Annotated in this window: 8 protein-coding genes and 1 pseudogene; 7 read left to right on the plus strand and 2 right to left on the minus strand. The window is 63.2% G+C overall.

Annotated features, from left to right (window positions below):
• The first annotated feature begins 23 nt into the window (after positions 1 to 23).
• Genes fmdA through ATH90_RS11485 form a run of 5 tightly spaced genes read left to right on the plus strand, consistent with a single transcriptional unit; the run spans position 24 to position 5042 of the window.
• Positions 24 to 1253: a formamidase gene (gene fmdA, locus ATH90_RS11465; RefSeq protein WP_098466290.1), complete on the plus strand. Its 1230-nt coding sequence runs from the start codon at positions 24 to 26 to the stop codon at positions 1251 to 1253.
• A 2-nt stretch (positions 1254 to 1255) separates the two neighbouring features.
• Positions 1256 to 1603 carry an FmdB family zinc ribbon protein gene (locus tag ATH90_RS11470; RefSeq protein ID WP_098466291.1) on the plus strand — a complete coding sequence of 116 codons (348 nt, stop codon included), beginning with the start codon at positions 1256 to 1258 and terminating at the stop codon, positions 1601 to 1603.
• Between the two features lie 15 nt (positions 1604 to 1618).
• A complete protein-coding gene (locus ATH90_RS11475; protein ID WP_069023217.1) occupies positions 1619 to 2662 on the plus strand; it encodes an aliphatic amidase in 1044 nt (347 codons plus the stop codon).
• Between the two features lie 3 nt (positions 2663 to 2665).
• Positions 2666 to 3649, plus strand: a complete 984-nt coding sequence (locus ATH90_RS11480; protein ID WP_098466292.1) for an AAA family ATPase — start codon at positions 2666 to 2668, stop codon at positions 3647 to 3649.
• A gap of 37 nt (positions 3650 to 3686) precedes the next feature.
• On the plus strand, positions 3687 to 5042 hold the full coding sequence (locus ATH90_RS11485) for an MATE family efflux transporter (protein WP_098466293.1): 1356 nt from the start codon (positions 3687 to 3689) through the stop codon (positions 5040 to 5042).
• On the opposite strand, the gene ATH90_RS11490 is transcribed toward ATH90_RS11485, so the two are convergent.
• Entirely contained in the window at positions 5026 to 5613 is a 588-nt protein-coding gene (locus tag ATH90_RS11490; RefSeq protein ID WP_098466294.1) for a TetR/AcrR family transcriptional regulator, read from the minus strand. The genes ATH90_RS11485 and ATH90_RS11490 overlap by 17 nt on opposite strands.
• Positions 5614 to 5753: 140 nt before the next feature.
• On the opposite strand from ATH90_RS11490, the gene ATH90_RS11495 reads away from it, so the two are divergent.
• Positions 5754 to 6926, plus strand: coding sequence for an MFS transporter (locus ATH90_RS11495; protein ID WP_098466295.1), 1173 nt, complete (start codon positions 5754 to 5756; stop codon positions 6924 to 6926).
• Between the two features lie 53 nt (positions 6927 to 6979).
• Here ATH90_RS11495 and ATH90_RS29775 read toward each other — a convergent pair.
• Positions 6980 to 7051, minus strand: a pseudogene (locus ATH90_RS29775) (type II toxin-antitoxin system HicA family toxin); the annotation flags it as partial.
• Positions 7052 to 7260: 209 nt separating this feature from the next.
• Between ATH90_RS29775 and ATH90_RS11500 the strand changes: the two are divergent.
• The gene (locus ATH90_RS11500) at positions 7261 to 18195 is read left to right on the plus strand and encodes a non-ribosomal peptide synthase/polyketide synthase (protein WP_098466296.1); all 10935 of its coding nucleotides are present in this window, start codon (positions 7261 to 7263) and stop codon (positions 18193 to 18195) included.
• Positions 18196 to 18197 lie beyond the last annotated feature (2 nt).

The raw sequence follows: 18197 nt of genomic DNA on the forward strand, positions 1-18197 counted from the left end.
GTCATCCGTCCAGGAGCCAGTCCATGACTGAAACGCTGATCAAAGTCGACCTCAACCAGCCTGTCACCGAGAACGAGCAAATCCATAACCGCTGGCACCCGGATATCCCGATGGCCTGCTGGGTCAAGCCGGGCGATGACTTCATCCTGGAAACCTATGATTGGACTGCCGGCGCGATCAAGAACAACGATGACGCCAGCGATGTGCGCGATGTGGACTTGTCTACCGTGCATTACCTGTCGGGCCCTGTGGGGGTCCACGGTGCCGAACCGGGCGACCTGCTGGTGGTGGACTTGCTGGATATCGGTGCCAAGGCCGACTCTCAGTGGGGCTTCAACGGTTTCTTCTCGCGTCAGAACGGCGGTGGCTTTCTCACCGATCACTTCCCCAGCGCGCAGAAAGCCATCTGGGACTTCAAAGGCATGTTCACCAGCTCGCGGCACATCCCCGGGGTGAACTTTGCCGGGCTGATCCATCCTGGCTTGATTGGCTGCCTGCCCGACCCGGTAATGCTCGCCGACTGGAACCGTCGCGAGCAGGAGTTGATTGACACCAACCCGACTCGCGTTCCGCCGCTGGCCAACGCACCGTTGGCCGCCACCGCTCATATGGGCAAGCTCACCGGCCAGGCCCGTGATGACGCGGCGGCGACCGGCGCGCGCACGGTGCCGCCGCGTGAGCATGGCGGTAACTGCGATATCAAGGATCTGTCGCGGGGCTCGAAGATCTTCTTCCCGGTCTACGTCAATGGCGCCGGTCTGTCGGTGGGCGACCTGCACTTCAGCCAGGGCGATGGCGAGATCACTTTTTGCGGCGCGATCGAGATGGCGGGCTGGGTGCACATGAAGGTCGAACTGATCAAGGGCGGCATGGCCAAGTACGGGATCAAGAACCCCGTGTTCAAGCCGAGCCCGATTACGCCCAATTACAAGAATTACCTGATTTTCGAAGGTATCTCGGTGGACGAACAGGGTCAGCAGCACTACCTGGACGTCAATGTCGCCTACCGCCAGGCGTGCCTGAATGCGATCAACTACCTGACCAAGTTCGGCTATTCGCCGGCACAGGGGTATGCGCTGCTCGGCTCGGCGCCGGTGCAGGGACACATCAGCGGTGTGGTGGACATCCCGAACGCCTGTGCGACCTTGTGGCTGCCCACGGAAATCTTCGAGTTCGATATCAACCCCAATGCCAGCGGCCCGACCAAGTTCCTCGACGGCAGCATCGACCTGCCCATCGCACCGGACCTGTAGCCATGCCGACCTACGAATACGCCTGCGACACCTGCGGCACCTTCACCCTGCTGCGCCCAATGGCGCAGCGTAACGAGCCCTGCCAATGCCCTTACTGCGCAGGGCCGGGCGGTCAGTTGCGGGTGTCGGCCCCGGCGCTGCAAACGCTGTCGGCCAACCAGCGCAAGGCTATCGCCGGCAACGAGCGCAGTGCCCATGCGCCGCAAACGGTCGGCGAATACCAGCAAAGCCGCCAACACCCGGCGGGTTGCAGTTGCTGCGGTACCCGCAAAAAGGTAGAGCCCAGCAAGGCCAACCCCTTGGGGCTCAAGACCAAGACCGGCCCACGGCCGTGGATGATCAGTCACTAGAACAGGAGCGTCGTAATGCGCCATGGCGACATTTCCAGCAGCCCGGACACCGTCGGTGTAGCAGTGGTGAACTACAAGATGCCGCGCCTGCACAGCAAGGCCGAGGTCATCGACAACGCGAAGAAGATTGCCGAGATCATTGTCGGCATGAAGCAAGGACTGCCCGGCATGGACCTGGTGGTGTTCCCGGAATACAGCACCATGGGCATCATGTACGACCACGATGAGATGATGGCCACCGCCGCGAGCATTCCCGGCGAGGAGACCGCGATTTTCTCCGCGGCCTGCCGCCAGGCGAATACCTGGGGCGTGTTCTCCCTGACCGGTGAGCGCCACGAGGAACATCCGCACAAGGCGCCCTACAACACTCTGGTGTTGATCAATAACCTTGGCGAGATCGTGCAGCGTTATCGCAAGTGCATTCCCTGGTGCCCCATCGAGGGGTGGTACCCAGGTGATCGCACCTACGTGTGCGACGGGCCTAAGGGCATGAAGATCAGCCTGATCATCTGCGACGACGGCAACTACCCGGAGATCTGGCGCGATTGTGCAATGAAGGGTGCCGAGCTGATCGTGCGTTGCCAGGGCTATATGTACCCGGCCAAGGAGCAGCAGGTGCAGATGTCCAAGAGCATGGCCTGGGCCAATAACTGCTATGTGGCGGTGGCCAACGCGGCCGGGTTCGACGGGGTGTATTCGTACTTCGGCCACTCGGCGATCATCGGCTTTGATGGGCGCACCCTGGGCGAGTGTGGCGAGGAGGAAATGGGCATTCAGTATGCGCAGCTGTCGGTGTCGCAGATCCGCGATGCACGGGCTAATGACCAGTCGCAGAACCATCTGTTCAAGCTGCTGCACCGCGGCTACACCGGCATGCATGCCTCGGGCGATGGCGACAAGGGCGTGGCGGATTGCCCATTCGAGTTCTACCGCACCTGGGTGTTGGACGCGCAGAAAGCCCAGGAAAACGTGGAGAAAATTACCCGCAGCACGGTAGGCGTTGCCGAGTGCCCGGTGGGGCAATTGCCCCACGGCGGTCAAGAAAAGACGGCGGGGTAGAGCATGCGCTTTACCTTTGAACCGGCCCAGGTGATGGCCCTGCTGCGCAGCCGGATCGTCGGCCAGGAGGCGGTGCTGGTGCAGGTGGAGGGGATGCTCAAGGTGGTCAAGGCCGATATCGGCGAACGCGACCGACCGCTGAGCGTCAACCTGTTCATGGGACCGACCGGGGTCGGCAAGACTGAAATCGTGCGCGTGCTGGCCCAGGCGCTGCACGGTCGCGCCGATGGTTTTTGCCGCATCGACATGCACACCCTGGCCCAGGAGCATTATGCCGCCGCCCTGACCGGCGCGCCGCCTGGGTATGTGGGCAGCAAGGAGGGTATCAGCCTGTTCAACAGTGAGCTGATCCAGGGTGCCTATAGCCGGCCGGGGATCGTGCTGTTCGACGAACTGGAAAAAGCCAGCCCGCAGGTGGTGCGCAGCTTGCTTGGCATACTGGAAAACGGCCAGTTGGCCTTGGCCGGTGGCACGCGCACGTTGGACTTTCGCAACAGCCTGGTCTTCATGACCAGCAATGTCGGCGCGCAACAGGCACGTCGGCATCACCTGCGTTTTACCCAGGGTTGGCGACGCCTGTTGCGCGTGTTTGCCCGCAAGGAGGCGCAGGTGCTGGAAGAGGCGTTGCATGGGCATTTCGAGCCGGAATTTCTCAACCGTATCGACCGTATCCTGATGTTCGAGCCCATCGACGCGCAGTGGCTGGAGGCACTGCTGGCGGTGGAACTGGGCAAACTTAACCAGCGCCTGGTGACGCAACAGCGTTCGTTGGTGCTGGATGAGCAGGCGCGGGCTTGGTTGTGCCGTGAGCACGACGTGCGATTTGGCGCTCGAGCGCTGGCTAGACGCTTGCGGGTCGAACTGGAACCGGCGATTGCCGAATGCCTGTTGCAAGGGCATGCCCGACACCTGCGTGCGACGGTGCGCAACGCCGGTCTGGTGGTTGAACCCGAAAGCACAGGAAGATGGGATCCACTTCCGGTATAACCCTCGGACGCTTTAGTTTTCCGAGGCCCTGTTTTTCATGCAAAGCTCCTTGCAACGCCCGCTGTGGCAGGTCTACCTGATCTTTCTGGCGCCGATGGTGCTGTCCAACTTCCTGCAAAGCTTCTCTGGCACCCTCAACGGCATCTATGTCGGGCAGATGCTCGGCACCCAGGCGTTGGCAGCGGTGTCGGGGATGTTTCCCATCGTCTTCTTCTTTATTGCCCTGGTGATCGGCCTGGGGGCGGGCGCCTCGGTGTTGATCGGCCAGGCCTGGGGGGCGCAGGAGACGGGGATGGTCAAGGCGATTACCGGCGCCACCCTGACCCTGGGCGCGCTGGTAGGCCTGATTGCGGCAGTGCTGGGTAGCCTGTTTGCGCGTCCGGCGTTGCAGGCGCTCGGCACGCCGGTTGATGTGCTGGACGATGCGGTAGGCTATGCCCAAAAAATGATGCTGATCATGCCGTTGCTGCTGGTGTTCATCCTCTACACCCAGTTGCTGCGCGGCGTAAGCGACACGCTATCGCCGTTGCTGGCGCTGATGGTTTCGACCCTGGTCGGCCTGCTGCTGACGCCGGCGCTGATTCGCGGCTGGGTCGGCTTGCCACCCCTGGGCATCCAGAGCGCGGTGTATGCGGGGCTGGTAGGTAACGCGTTGGCCATGCTGTTTCTGATCTTGAGACTTCGGCATAAAAACCATGTGATGGCGCCAGATCGCGAACTGCTCGCGGCCTTGCGCCTGGACCGCGTGATTCTCGGCAAAGTCCTGCGCATCGGCTTGCCCACCGGCCTGCAGATGGTGGTGCTGTCGCTGTCGGAATTGGTCATCCTCGCCCTGGTCAACAGCCATGGCTCACAGGCCACGGCGGCCTATGGCGCGGTGACGCAAATCGTCAACTACGTGCAATTCCCGGCGCTATCGATTGCCATCACGGCGTCGATCCTTGGCGCACAGGCGATTGGCGCCGGGCGTCTGGAGCGCATCGGCCCGATCCTGCGCACCGGCTTATTGATCAATACATGCCTCACCGGCGGCCTGATCGTGCTGGGTTACGTCATGTCGCACTGGTTGCTCGGCCTATTCATCACCGACGACGCGGCGCGGGTCAACGCCGAACACCTGCTGCACATCATGTTGTGGAGCATCCTGGTGTTCGGTTTCCAGGCCGTGATCGGCGGGATCATGCGCGCCAGCGGCGTGGTGCTGATGCCGGTGATCATCTCGATCTTCTGTGTGCTGTGCGTCGAGCTGCCGATGGCGTACCTGCTCAACGCCCACTTTGGCCTGGAAGGGGTGTGGATGGCGTTTCCGGTGACTTACCTGGCCATGCTGGCATTGCAGACTGCTTATTACCGGTTGGTGTGGCGGCACAAGCAGATCAAGCGGTTGGTGTGAGGCTGAGGCCGCGCAGCAACAACTCGAGTGCCTGCAACCCTTGCTCCAGGCGGTCGCCCGGGTGTTCATCGCGGGCAATCCACAGGGCGGTGTTGACCAGGCTGCCATTGATCAATTGCGCCAGTGCGCCGCTCGGGGCGTGGTGGATCACACCGGCGTGCATCAGCGCCTCCAGTCGTTGGCGCAACGATTCAACACAATATTGCTGGGAGCCGGTGTCGCCCAATACGGCTGGCGCATCCTGCAACACAATGCGCTGGATCTCACCGTCCTGGGCCATGCGCAAATAGGCGCGGCAACGTTCGCAAAAGCCGCTCCACGGGTCTGCAGCTTCGTCTGTAATACGCTGCAAACGGCTGTCCATCTCACTGTCGAGCTGGGCCACCACGGCGGCTAGCAGCCCCTTTTTGTCACCAAAGTGATGGTACAACGCGCCCCGCGTCAGGCCGGCGCGGGCGGTAAAATCGTCCATCGACGTGTTCGCATAACCTTGGGTGGCGAAGGCCTTGCGGGCGCTGGCGATCAGGCGTGCGCGGGTGTCTTCGATCATTTCGGCACGGACTCGGCTCATGGTAGGGCTCACATTGGGCAAGGCAAAGATTGACATACGCTGCGTATGTTACGCATGATTTGTGACATACGCACCGTATGTATTTTGCCTCGCTCATTGCAGATAGCAAGTTGCAGGCATTCAGGAAGAGGTCCATCAGGATGGCAAACCCTTACGCCGAGCTGTTCCAGGTCCCAGGCGCCCGGGCTTTTGTACTGGCGGGGATGCTGGCGCGCATGCCGGTGTCGATGACCGGGATTGGCTTGATCACCATGCTTTCGCAGGTGCACGGCGGTTACGGCCTGGCGGGCTCGGTGGCGGCGGTGTTTGCCTTGGCCACGGCATTTTGTGCGCCGCAGGTCTCACGCCTGGTGGACCGCTACAGCCAGGGCCGGGTGCTGCCGATTGCCGCGCTGATCGGCGGCGGGGCGTTGTTGATGTTGCTGCTGTGCACCCGCTTGCAGGCGCCGAACTGGACGCTGTTCCTGTTCGCGGCCCTGGCCGGTTGCATGCCCAACATGTCGGCCATGGTGCGCGCACGCTGGACCGAGGTGTACCGAGGCCAGCCCAAGCTGCAGACCGCCTTTGCCCTGGAGTCGGTACTGGATGAAGTGTGCTTCATCATCGGCCCGCCGATCTCGGTGGGGCTGAGCGTGGCGCTGTTCCCGGAGGCGGGGCCCTTGGTGGCGGCGTTGTTGCTGGCGGTGGGCGTTACCACGTTTGTATTGCAACGCGCGACCGAGCCTCCCGTCCATGAACATCAGGACCATCACGGCCGCTGGCTGATCGCGTCACCGCCGGTGCTGATCCTGATGATCCTGCTGCTGGCCATGGGGGTGATCGTCGGCGTGGTGGACGTGGTCAGCGTCGCTTTCGCCCAGCATCAGGGCCAGCCAGCGGCGGCAAGTATCGTGCTGTCGGTGTACGCCATCGGTTCGTGCCTGGCGGGGCTGGCGTTCGGCACCCTGAAACTCAAGGCGCCGTTGCCGCGACAGTTCCTGTTCTGCGGTGTCGCCACGGCATTGACCACCTTGCCGTTGCTGCTGGTGAACAACATCCCGGGGCTGGCGGTGGCGATCTTTATTTCCGGGCTGTTCTTCGCGCCAACCCTGATCGTATCCATGGCCCTGGTGGAGCAGATCGTGCCGGCCAGCCGCCTGACCGAAGGCATGACCTGGCTGATCACCGGCCTCAGCATCGGCGTGGCCATTGGCGCCGCCAGTTCCGGTTGGATGATCGACCACTTTGGCGCCACCAGCGGGTTCTGGGTCGCGTTGGTGGCGGGGGCGGTGGTGCTGGGGTCAGCGGTGTTGGGGTATCGGCGGTTGGGATAGTCAGCCGATCGCCGGGGAAGTATTTGCACTGTGGTGTTGCAAAAACGCTTGCAAAGCCTGGCGGGCCAGGTGAATGCCATGTGTTCGTTGAGCAGTTTGGCGAGCAGCTTTTCATTTTTGGACACAGTGCTCCCGGTGTGTAACTGGATTTAGTTGCAAAAGGTGGTGTTCGTCAATGCCAGCTCGTGATCGGTTCGTCTTCCCGAGTTTGAAGTAACCCTTGAAGACACCTCGTTCCAGGCCATCCATCCCCCGCTAATTTTTCCCTCTCCGGTTCGTTTTATAGGGACGACGTGCCTTTGTGCTTCCTGCCTATTGCTCCGGACTCCAAGAAATGAATGCTGAAGACTCCTTGAAACTTGCTCGCCGGTTTATCGGGTTGCCTCTGGAAAAGCGCCAATTGTTCCTGCAAGCCTTGCAGAAAGAAGGGGTGGATTTTTCCCGGTTTCCGATTCCGGCAGGGGTGGAGGTGGAGGATCGCCAGGCGCTGTCCTACGCGCAGCAGCGCATGTGGTTTCTGTGGCAATTGGACCCAGCCAGCGGTGCCTACAACCTGCCGGGCGCCGTGCGGCTCAAAGGTGCGTTGAACCTGGACGCGATGGAGCAGGCGTTCGCCAGCCTGGTCGCGCGGCACGAAACCCTGCGCACGGTGTTCCAGCGCCAGGCCGATGAGCGCCTGTTGCAGGTGGCGACAGACACGCCGTTAACCGTCGAGCACGATGACCTGAGCCACCTGGCACCCGCCGAGCGTGAGCAGGCCGTCGACCAGGCCGCGACCCGTCAATCGCTGCTGCCGTTCGACCTGGAAAACGGCCCGCTGCTGCGTGTGCAGTTGCTCAAGCTCGACGCCCAGGAGCACGTGCTGCTGTTGACCCTGCACCACATCGTTTCCGATGGCTGGTCGATGAATGTGCTGATTGATGAGTTCATCCGCCTTTACGACGCCCATGAGCGCAACCAGACCCCGCAACTGCCGGCCTTGCCGATCCAGTACAGCGACTACGCCCTGTGGCAGCGCCGCTGGCTGGAAGCCGGGGAGCAGGCCCGCCAGCTGGAATACTGGCAGGCGCGGCTGGGCGACGAGCATCCGGTGCTGGAGTTGCCCACCGACCGCCCGCGCCCGGCCATGCCGAGCTATCAGGGCACACGCCATAACTTCGCGATCGACCCGCAGTTGGCCGCACAGCTGCGTGCCTGCGCACAACAGCACAACGTTACGTTGTTCATGCTGTTGCTCGGCGCCTTCAATGTGCTGCTGCACCGATACACCGGGCAGGGTGATATCCGCGTCGGCGTGCCGATCGCCAACCGCAACCGCACGGAAGTCGAAGGGCTGATCGGTTTCTTCGTCAATACCCAGGTCCTGCGCACCGAGCTGACCGGGCAAACCCTTGTCACTGAGCTGCTGCAAGGCATAAAGGAGCACGCACTGGGTGCCCAGGCCCATCAGGAATTGCCGTTCGAGCGCCTGGTAGAAGCCCTCAAGGTCGAGCGCAGCCTCAGCCATACACCGCTGTTCCAGGTCATGTACAACCACCAGCCGGTGGTGGCTGATATTACGAACGTCAGCACCGCCTCCGGCCTGGCGTTGGCGCTGGTGGAGTGGCAAGGCCGTACCACCCAGTTCGACCTGACCCTCGACACCTATGAGAAATCCGGCACCCTGCACGCCGCGCTGACCTACGCTAACGACCTGTTCGACGCGCCGACCATCGAGCGCATGGCCGGGCACTGGATCAGCCTGTTGCGGGCCATGGTGGCTGATGGCGGGCAGCGTATCGGTGAGTTGCCGATGTTGGCTGCGGATGAGCAGCAGGTGCTGGTCCATACCTGGAACCAGACGGCCGAGGCGTACCCGACCGAGCGCGGTATTCACCACCTGATCGAAGACCAGGTCCACGCGACGCCCGACGCGCCGGCGCTAGCGTTCGGTGCTACCACACTCACCTACGCGCAGCTTGATGCGCGTGCCAACCAGTTGGCCCATGCCTTGCGCGAGCAGGGCGTTGGCCCGGACGTACTGGTAGGGATCTGCGTCGAGCGCTCGATCGAAATGGTGGTCGGCCTGTTGGCGATTCTCAAGGCTGGCGGTGCCTACGTGCCGTTGGACCCGGAATACCCGCGGGAACGCCTGGCCTATATGATCGAGGACAGTGGCATCCAGTTACTGCTCAGCCAGCAGCGCCTGCTGCCGTCGTTGCCTGTCGCCAGTCTCCAAGTGATAGCCCTGGACCAGCCTGCGCTGTGGCTCGACGGCTACAGCAACGAATCGCCTGCCGTGGCGATCCAGGCACTGAACCTCGCCTACGTGATCTACACCTCCGGCTCCACCGGCAAGCCCAAGGGCGCCGGCAACAGCCATCGCGCGCTGGTCAACCGCCTGTGCTGGATGCAGCAGGCCTATGGGCTGGACGCCAGCGACGCGGTGCTGCAGAAAACCCCCTTCAGTTTCGACGTGTCGGTGTGGGAATTCTTCTGGCCGCTGATGGCCGGCGCACGCCTGGTGGTGGCGGCCCCCGGTGAACACCGTGAGCCGGCGCGGCTGATCGAAACCATCGGGCAGCACGGCATTACCACCTTGCACTTCGTGCCCTCGATGCTCCAGGCCTTTATCCATGAGCCGGGCGTACAGGCCTGCGTCAGTCTGCAACGTATCGTCTGCAGCGGCGAAGCCTTGCCGCTGGATGCGCAGTTGCAAGTGTTCGCCAAGTTGCCACGGGCGGGTTTGTTCAACCTCTACGGCCCGACCGAAGCCGCCATCGACGTCACCCACTGGACCTGCATCGACGAAGGTGCCGACAGCGTGCCCATCGGCAGGCCCATCGCTAACCTCGGCACCTACGTGCTCGACGCCCAGCTCAACCCTGTTGCCGCGGGCGTCAGTGGCGAGCTGTTCCTGGGCGGTACTGGCCTGGCGCGCAGTTATCATCGGCGCCCGGCACTGACCGCCGAGCGTTTTGTGCCCAGCCCCTTCGGTGACGGCGCGCGCCTGTATCGCACCGGCGACCGCGTGCGCCAGCGCGCCGACGGCGTGATCGACTACCTGGGTCGCCTCGACCACCAGGTCAAGCTGCGCGGCCTGCGTATCGAACTGGGCGAGATCGAGACGCGCCTGATGCAACACCCCTCGGTGCGCGAAGCCGTGGTGCTGGTGCAGGGCGGCAAGCAACTGGTCGCGTACCTGGTGCTGGAAGACCAGGCGCCGGCCGACCTCAAGGCTTGGCTGCTCGGCAGCCTGCCGGAATACATGGTGCCGACCCATATGGTGCCCCTGGCCAAGCTGCCGGTGACCGCCAACGGCAAGCTCGACCGCAAGGCCTTGCCGTTACCGGACGCCGCGCCGCAGCAGGCCTATATCGCCCCGCAAAACGACCTGCAGAAAGCCCTGGCGGCGATCTGGAGCGACGTGCTGGGTGTGGAACAGGTCGGCCTGGACGACAACTTTTTCGAGCTGGGCGGCGATTCGATCATCTCCATCCAGGTGGTCAGCCGTGCGCGCCAGGCGGGTATTCGCTTAAGCCCACGGGACCTGTTCCAGTACCAGAGCGTGCGCAGCCTGGCGCTGGTGGCGGGCTTCGAGCAGGCGACGGTCATCGACCAGGGGCCCGTCAGTGGCGAGGTGATCCTCACGCCCGTGCAGCACAGTTTTTTCGAGCAGGCGATCCCGGCGCGCCAGCATTGGAACCAGTCGCTGCTGCTGACCCCGCGTGAAGCCCTGGAACCCGCGCGCCTTGACGCGGCCTTGACCCGATTGATCAACCACCATGACGCCCTGCGCCTGCGTTTTTCGCCGCGCGCAGACGGTTGGCAACAGGCTCATGCCGCGCCGGTTGCAAGCGCCTCAATGTGGCAGTCCCAGGTCGCTGACGAGGTTGAGCTGGCCGCACTCTGCGACGAAGCCCAGCGCAGCCTCGACCTTGAACAGGGCCCGCTGATGCGCGCGGTACTGGTCACGATGGCCGACGGTGCCCAGCGCCTGCTGCTGGTGGTGCATCACCTGGCGGTCGATGGCGTGTCGTGGCGCATCCTCCTCGAAGACCTGCAACAGGCCTACCGCAACGCCGCATTACCGGCCAAGACCAGTGCCTACCAAGTGTGGGCGCAGCAGTTGCAGGCCCATGCGCAGACACTGGACGACCAACTGCCGTACTGGCAAGCCCAGACCGCGAGCGCCGACCTACCGTGCGACAACCCCCAAGGTGGCCTGCAGAACCGCCTTGGCAGCAAGCTCGAAATCCGCCTGACTGCCGAACACACCCGTCAACTGCTGCAAGACGCCCCTGGGGCCTACCGGACCCAGGTCAACGACCTGCTGCTGACCGCACTGGCGCGCGTTATCAGCCGCTGGAGCGGGCAGTCTGCCGCGCTGATCCAACTGGAAGGCCATGGCCGTGAAGACCTGTTCGACACCGTTGACCTGAGCCGCACCGTCGGTTGGTTCACCAGCCTGTTCCCGGTGTGCCTGCACGCCGAGGGCGAGCTGTCGGCGGCGATCAAGTCGGTGAAGGAACAGCTGCGCGCCGTGCCGCACAAAGGCATCGGCTACGGCCTGCTGCGCTACCTCGGCACGCCTGACGCCCGTGAAACCCTGTCGGGCCTGGCCGCGCCGCGTATCACCTTCAACTACCTGGGCCAGTTCGACCGCCAGTTCAACGAGTCGGCGCTGTTCGTACCCGCTACCCAGGGCAGCGGGCAGGCCCAGGACCCGGAAGCACCGCTGGCCAACTGGCTGACGGTGGAAGGGCAGGTGTATGGCGGTGAACTGGCCCTGCAGTGGGGGTTCAGCCGCGAGATGTTCGAAGTGGCGACTGTGCAGCGCCTGGCGGAGGATTTCCAGCAGGAACTGCTGGCGCTGATCGCGCATTGCGTCGATCCGAAACAGGGCGGCCTGACACCGGCCGACGTGACCCTGGCCCGACTGACCCAATCCCAGCTGGACGATCTGGCGCTGCCCGCACGCGAGGTGCAGGACCTGTATCCGCTGTCGCCGATGCAACAGGGCATGTTGTTCCACAGCCTCTACCAGCAGGGCCTTGACGATATCTATGTCAGCCAGCTGCGTGCCGATATCCACGGCCTTGATGTGCCTCGGTTCCAACGCGCCTGGGAGCAGGTGCTGGCACGGCATGACATGCTGCGCACCGGGTTTGTCTGGCAACAGGGCCAGACGCAGCCGTTGCAAGCGGTGTATCGCGTAGCGGGCCTGCCGTTCGCCGAATACGACTGGCAGGCCCTGCCGGATCAGCACGCCGCGCTGGACGCGTTGAGCGAGTCGACGCGGGCACAAGGTTTTGTGCTGGAGCAGGCGCCGCTGCTGAGCCTGAAACTGGTACGCACCGGTGTCGACCGCTTCCATCTGATCTACACCAATCATCACATTCTCCTGGATGGCTGGAGCCGTGCGCAGTTGTTCGGCGAGGTCCTGGAGTGTTACGCCGGCCGGCCGTTACCGACGCTGCAAGGGCATTACCGTGACTATATCGGTTGGTTGCAAGCTCAGGAATCGGCTGCCAGCGAAGCCTTCTGGAAGGACCAATTGGTCACGATGCAGGAGCCAACGCGCCTGGCACGCGGCGCCGGTTCCAATCCTTCGGCCGCCAAAGGCAGCTACGCACTGGCCCTAAGCATCGCACAGACTGACCAACTCAAGGGGTTTGCCCAGACCCACAAAATCACCCTGAACACCCTTGTACAAGCCGCCTGGCTGTTGTTGCTGCAACGCCAGACTGGCCAGGACACCGTGGTGTTTGGCGCCACGGTTTCCGGTCGGCCAGCAGGTTTGCCGGGTGTGGAACAGCAGGTCGGTCTGTTTATCAACACCTTGCCGGTTATCGCCACCCCCAGTCCGATGTTGTGGGTGGGGGAATGGTTGCAGCAGGTGCAGGCACTGAACCTCAGCCTGCGTGAACACGAACATACGCCGTTGTTCGATATCCAGCGCTGGGCGGGTACGGGCGGCGCAGCGTTGTTCGACACGCTGCTGGTGTTTGAAAACTACCCGGTGTCCACAGCGCTGGCCGCAGGCGCACCGGCTGGGCTGACCTTCAGTCATGTGCAGAACTTCGAGCAGACCCACTATCCGTTGACGGTGCTGCTTGGCGCCGGGGCGGCCCTGGCGTTCGACTTCAGCTTTGACGTGCAGTCGTTCGGCGACGACGAGATTCGGCAGTTGGCCGAGTCTTTCCAGCACCTGCTTCACGGCTTGACCAGTGTCACACCGCGGCGTGTGGGTGAGGTGCCGTCGCTGACGGACGCGGTGCGCCGGCAAGTGGTGGAGGGGTGGAACGCCACCCAGCGCGACTATCCGCAAGGGCAGTGGGTACACCAGCTGTTCGAGGCCCAGGCGCTGGCACAGCCGGAAGTGCCGGCGTTGCGCTTCAACGAGACAACCCTGAGCTATAGCGACCTCAATAGCCGCGCCAACCGTCTTGCTCATCGCCTGATCGAAGCCGGGGTGGGCCCGGACGTGCTGGTGGGCCTGGCCGTGGAACGTTCCATCGAAATGGTCGTGGGCCTGCTCGCTGTGCTCAAGGCCGGTGGTGCCTATGTGCCGCTGGACCCGGAATACCCGCGTGAGCGCTTGGCCTACATGCTCGACGACAGTGGTTTGAAACTGCTGTTGACCCAGGCCCATCTGCTTGATCAGTTGCCGATCCCGGATGGACTGGAAACCCTGGTGCTGGGTGACTCGGCCTTTGAGGCCTACAGCGACGCCAACCCCGGGATCGCGCTGGACGGTGAAAATCTTGCCTACGTGATCTACACCTCGGGCTCCACCGGCCAGCCTAAAGGCGCGGGCAACCGTCATTCGGCATTGCTGAACCGCCTGCAGTGGATGCAGGACGCCTATGGCCTGGACATCAGTGACACGGTGCTACAAAAGACCCCGTTCAGCTTCGACGTGTCGGTGTGGGAATTCTTCTGGCCGCTGATGACCGGCTCACGCCTGGTCGTCGCGGCGCCTGGCGATCACCGTGATCCCGCCAAGCTGGTTCGCCTGATCAATGCCGAACACGTCACCACGCTGCACTTTGTGCCGTCGATGTTGCAGGTGTTCCTGCAGGATCCGGCGGTGTGGAGCTGCCAAAGCCTGCAACGCATTGTTTGCAGCGGCGAAGCCTTGCCGGTGGACGCCCAGCAGCAAGTCTTCGCCAAACTGCCGCAAGCCGGGCTCTACAACCTGTACGGCCCGACTGAAGCCGCCATCGACGTGACCCACTGGACCTGTGTGGACGAAGGCCGCGACGCGGTGCCGATCGGCCGTCCGATTGCCAACCTTGGGTGCTACATCCTCGACAGCAACTTCGAACCGGTGCCGGTGGGTGTATTGGGCGAGCTGTACCTGGGCGGCGTTGGCCTGGCCCGTGGTTATCACCGCCGTCCTTCCCTGACCGCCGAGCGTTTTATCGCGCATCCGTTTATCAAGGGCGAGCGCCTGTACCGCACCGGCGACCTGGCGCGTTATCGCGAAAACGGCGTGATCGAATACGCCGGGCGTATCGACCACCAGGTCAAGCTGCGCGGCCTGCGTATCGAGTTGGGTGAAATCGAAGCGCGCCTGCTGGAGCACGACTGGGTCCGCGAGGCCGCCGTGCTGGCCGTCGATGGCAACTACCTGGTGGGCTACCTGGTGCTGCACAACGCCGGCGATGACTGGCGCGATGTGCTGAGTGCACACCTGGCTCAACACTTGCCGGACTACATGGTCCCGGCCCAATGGATGCTGCTGGTACAGATGCCCCTGGGTCCCAACGGCAAACTGGACCGCAAGGCCCTGCCCAAACCCGAGGCAGCGGGTGGTGAGTACATCACGCCACTGACTGAACGGGAGCAACAGATCGCTGCGATCTGGGCCGAAGTACTCGGTGTCGAACGTGTCGGCCTCAATGACCACTTCTTCGAGCGCGGCGGGCATTCGCTGATCGCTACCCAGGCCGTCTCGCGCATCCGTCATGGCCTGGGCCTCGATGTGGGCTTGAAAGCCCTGTTCGATCAGCCGGTGCTGGGCCTTTTTGTCCGTAGCCTGACCCAGGCACACGTTGAAAGCACCCGTATGGAACGCGTCGAACGTGAGCAGCCGCTGGGGCTGTCCTATGCGCAGGAGCGCCAATGGTTCCTGTGGCAACTGGACCCCCGCAGCGCGGCCTACCATGTACCCCGCGCGTTGCGCCTGAAAGGGCAACTCGACTGCGACGCCCTGCAGCGTGCCTTCGATACACTGGTCGCGCGCCACGAAAGCTTGCGTACCCACTTGCAGCAAGATGCCGGCCGCACCGTGCAAGTGATCAGCCCGCCAGCAAGGATCGAGATCGCCTTGGCGGACGTCGATGAAGCGAGTCTGAAAGCCCAGGTAGAAGCGAGCATCACCCAGCCATTCGACCTCCGCCAGGGCCCGCTTATGCGTGTCAGACTGTTGCGCCTGGCGCAAGACGAACACGTGCTGGTGCTGGTGCAGCACCACATTATTTCCGATGGTTGGTCGATGCAGGTGATGGTCGATGAACTGGTGCAGCTTTATGCCGCCTACAGCCGGGGCGAAGGGCTGCAACTGCCGGCGCTGCCGATCCAGTACGTCGATTACGCACTGTGGCAGCGCAGCTGGATGGAAGCAGGCGAGAAAGCTCGCCAGCTCGATTACTGGCGTGAAGTGTTGGGTGGCGAGCAACCGGTGCTGGAACTGCCATTCGATCATCAGCGCCCGGCAGTGCCGACCCATCGCGGTGCACGCTTGCACATCCCGTTGCCAATTCCGTTGCTCGACAGTCTCAAGGCCCTGGCCCAGCGCGAGGGTGTGACGCTGTTCATGCTGTTGCTGGCGTCCTATCAAGTGTTGCTGCATCGCTACAGCGGCCAGCCGGATATTCGCGTCGGCGTGCCGATTGCCAACCGCAACCGGGTCGAGACCGAGCGCCTGATCGGCTTTTTCGTCAACACCCAGGTGCTCAAGGCCGAAATCGATGGGCACACCACCGTCAGCCAGTTGCTGGCCCAGGTCAAGCGGCGTGCGCTCGAAGCCCAGGCCCATCAGGACTTGCCCTTCGAACAACTGGTTGAGGCGCTGCAGCCCGAGCGCAGTCTCAGCCTGAACCCGCTGTTCCAGGTGGCGTTCAACCACCATATCAGCCTAGCCGGCCAGCATTTACAACGCCTGGGCCAGCTTGAAGTCAGTCCTATGAGCTGGGACGAGGCGGTCGCGCAATTCGACCTGACCCTGGACATCGAAGAATCCCGGGAGCAGTTAAATGCCTCGCTGAGTTATGCCACCGACCTGTTCGAGGCTTCTACCATCGAGCGCATGGCGCGGCATTGGCAGAACCTGTTGCAGGCAATGGTTGCCGATCAGCAGCAGAACATTGGGCAGTTGCAGTTGTTGGACGGCGAAGAGCAGCAACATATCATCCAACTGTGGAACCAGACCGACGCGGGTTTCCCGGCCAAGCGCCTGGTCCACGAACGAGTCGCCGATCGTGCCCGGGAAACACCGACGGCGGTGGCGGTGAAGTTCGACGCGCAAACCCTGACCTACGGCGAGCTGGACCGCCAGGCCAACCGCCTGGCTCATGCGCTGATCGCCCGTGGTGTCGGCCCGGAAGTGCGCGTGGCCATCGCCATGCCGCGCAGTGCCGAAATCATGGTGGCGTTCCTCGCGGTGATGAAAGCCGGTGGCGTCTACGTGCCGCTAGATATCGAATACCCGCGCGATCGCCTGCTGTACATGATGCAGGACAGCCGCGCCCAACTGCTGCTGACCCACACAAGCGCCTTGCAGCAACTGCCGATTCCTGATGGCCTCGATAGCCTGGCGATTGATCGTACCGAGGAATGGGCCGGCTTCAGCGACACTGCCCCTCAGGTGACGCTGGACGGCGACAACCTTGCCTACGTGATCTACACCTCCGGCTCCACCGGCATGCCCAAGGGCGTGGCAGTGTCCCACGGTCCGTTGGTGGCGCACATCATCGCCACCGGCGAGCGTTATGAAACCTCGCCGGCCGATTGCGAACTGCACTTCATGTCCTTCGCCTTCGACGGTTCCCACGAAGGCTGGATGCACCCGCTGATCAACGGTGCCAGCGTGCTGATCCGCGATGACAGCCTGTGGCTGCCGGAATACACCTACCAGCAAATGCATCGTCACAACGTGACCATGGCCGTGTTCCCGCCTGTTTACCTGCAACAACTGGCCGAGCATGCCGAGCGTGACGGTAATCCTCCTGCTGTTCGTGTGTACTGCTTTGGCGGTGACGCTGTGGCCCAGGCCAGCTATGACCTGGCTTGGCGCGCACTCAAGCCGACCTACCTGTTCAACGGCTACGGCCCGACGGAAACCGTGGTTACGCCGTTGCTGTGGAAGGCGCGCAAGGGCGACCCGTGCGGCGCGGTCTACGCCCCCATCGGCACGCTGTTGGGCAACCGCAGCGGCTACGTGCTGGATTCGCAACTCAACCTGCAACCGATCGGCGTGGCCGGTGAGTTGTACCTGGGCGGCGAGGGCGTGGCGCGCGGTTACCTGGAGCGTCCGGCACTGACCGCCGAGCGCTTCGTGCCGGACCCCTTCGGCAAACCGGGTAGCCGCGTGTACCGCAGCGGCGACCTGACCCGTGGCCGTCCGGATGGGGTGGTGGATTACCTCGGCCGCGTCGACCATCAGGTGAAAATCCGGGGCTTCCGGATCGAGCTGGGCGAGATCGAGGCGCGCTTGCGCGAACAGGACAACGTCGGTGAAACCGTGGTGGTCGCCCAAGACGGGCCGACCGGCAAACAGCTGGTGGCCTATGTGGTCCCGGCCGATGCCAACCTGGCGGATCAGGCCGAGTTCCGCGACAGCCTGCGCCGCGCCCTGAAAACCCGCCTGCCGGACTACATGGTGCCGACGCACTTCATGTTCCTGGCGCAAATGCCGCTGACCCCCAACGGCAAGCTCGACCGCAAGGGTTTGCCCGAACCGGATGCAAGTCTGTTGCAACAGGCCTATGTGGCCCCCGAAACCGAGCTGGAACAGCAGATCGCCGCGATCTGGGCCGAGGTGCTGCGCCTGCCGCAGGTAGGCCTTAACGACAACTTCTTCGAAGTGGGCGGCCATTCCCTGCTGGCGATCCAGATCACCTCGCGGGTCCAGGCCGAACTGGGCCTGGAAGTGCCGCTGGTGGAAGTGTTCCAGACCGAAACGCTGCGTGCCTATGTACAGGCCGCGGCCACCTTCCGCGCCGGCAGTGCGGAAGATTTTGATGATCTTCGTGACTTTTTGAGCGAACTCGAGGCGATTTGAAC

This window comes from Pseudomonas lurida, from assembly GCF_002563895.1.
In the GTDB taxonomy this organism is placed as follows: Bacteria; Pseudomonadota; Gammaproteobacteria; order Pseudomonadales; family Pseudomonadaceae; genus Aquipseudomonas; species Aquipseudomonas lurida.

What these genes read in the sequence shown, in the direction of transcription:
- ATH90_RS11490 (WP_098466294.1), bottom strand. Translation starts at nt 5,613, where the DNA reads ATGAGCCGAGTCCGTGCCGAAATGATCGAAGACACCCGCGCACGCCTG.
- ATH90_RS11495 (WP_098466295.1), top strand. Translation starts at nt 5,754, where the DNA reads ATGGCAAACCCTTACGCCGAGCTGTTCCAGGTCCCAGGCGCCCGGGCT.
- fmdA (WP_098466290.1), top strand. Translation starts at nt 24, where the DNA reads ATGACTGAAACGCTGATCAAAGTCGACCTCAACCAGCCTGTCACCGAG.
- ATH90_RS11485 (WP_098466293.1), top strand. Translation starts at nt 3,687, where the DNA reads ATGCAAAGCTCCTTGCAACGCCCGCTGTGGCAGGTCTACCTGATCTTT.
- ATH90_RS11500 (WP_098466296.1), top strand. Translation starts at nt 7,261, where the DNA reads ATGAATGCTGAAGACTCCTTGAAACTTGCTCGCCGGTTTATCGGGTTG.
- ATH90_RS11470 (WP_098466291.1), top strand. Translation starts at nt 1,256, where the DNA reads ATGCCGACCTACGAATACGCCTGCGACACCTGCGGCACCTTCACCCTG.
- ATH90_RS11480 (WP_098466292.1), top strand. Translation starts at nt 2,666, where the DNA reads ATGCGCTTTACCTTTGAACCGGCCCAGGTGATGGCCCTGCTGCGCAGC.
- ATH90_RS11475 (WP_069023217.1), top strand. Translation starts at nt 1,619, where the DNA reads ATGCGCCATGGCGACATTTCCAGCAGCCCGGACACCGTCGGTGTAGCA.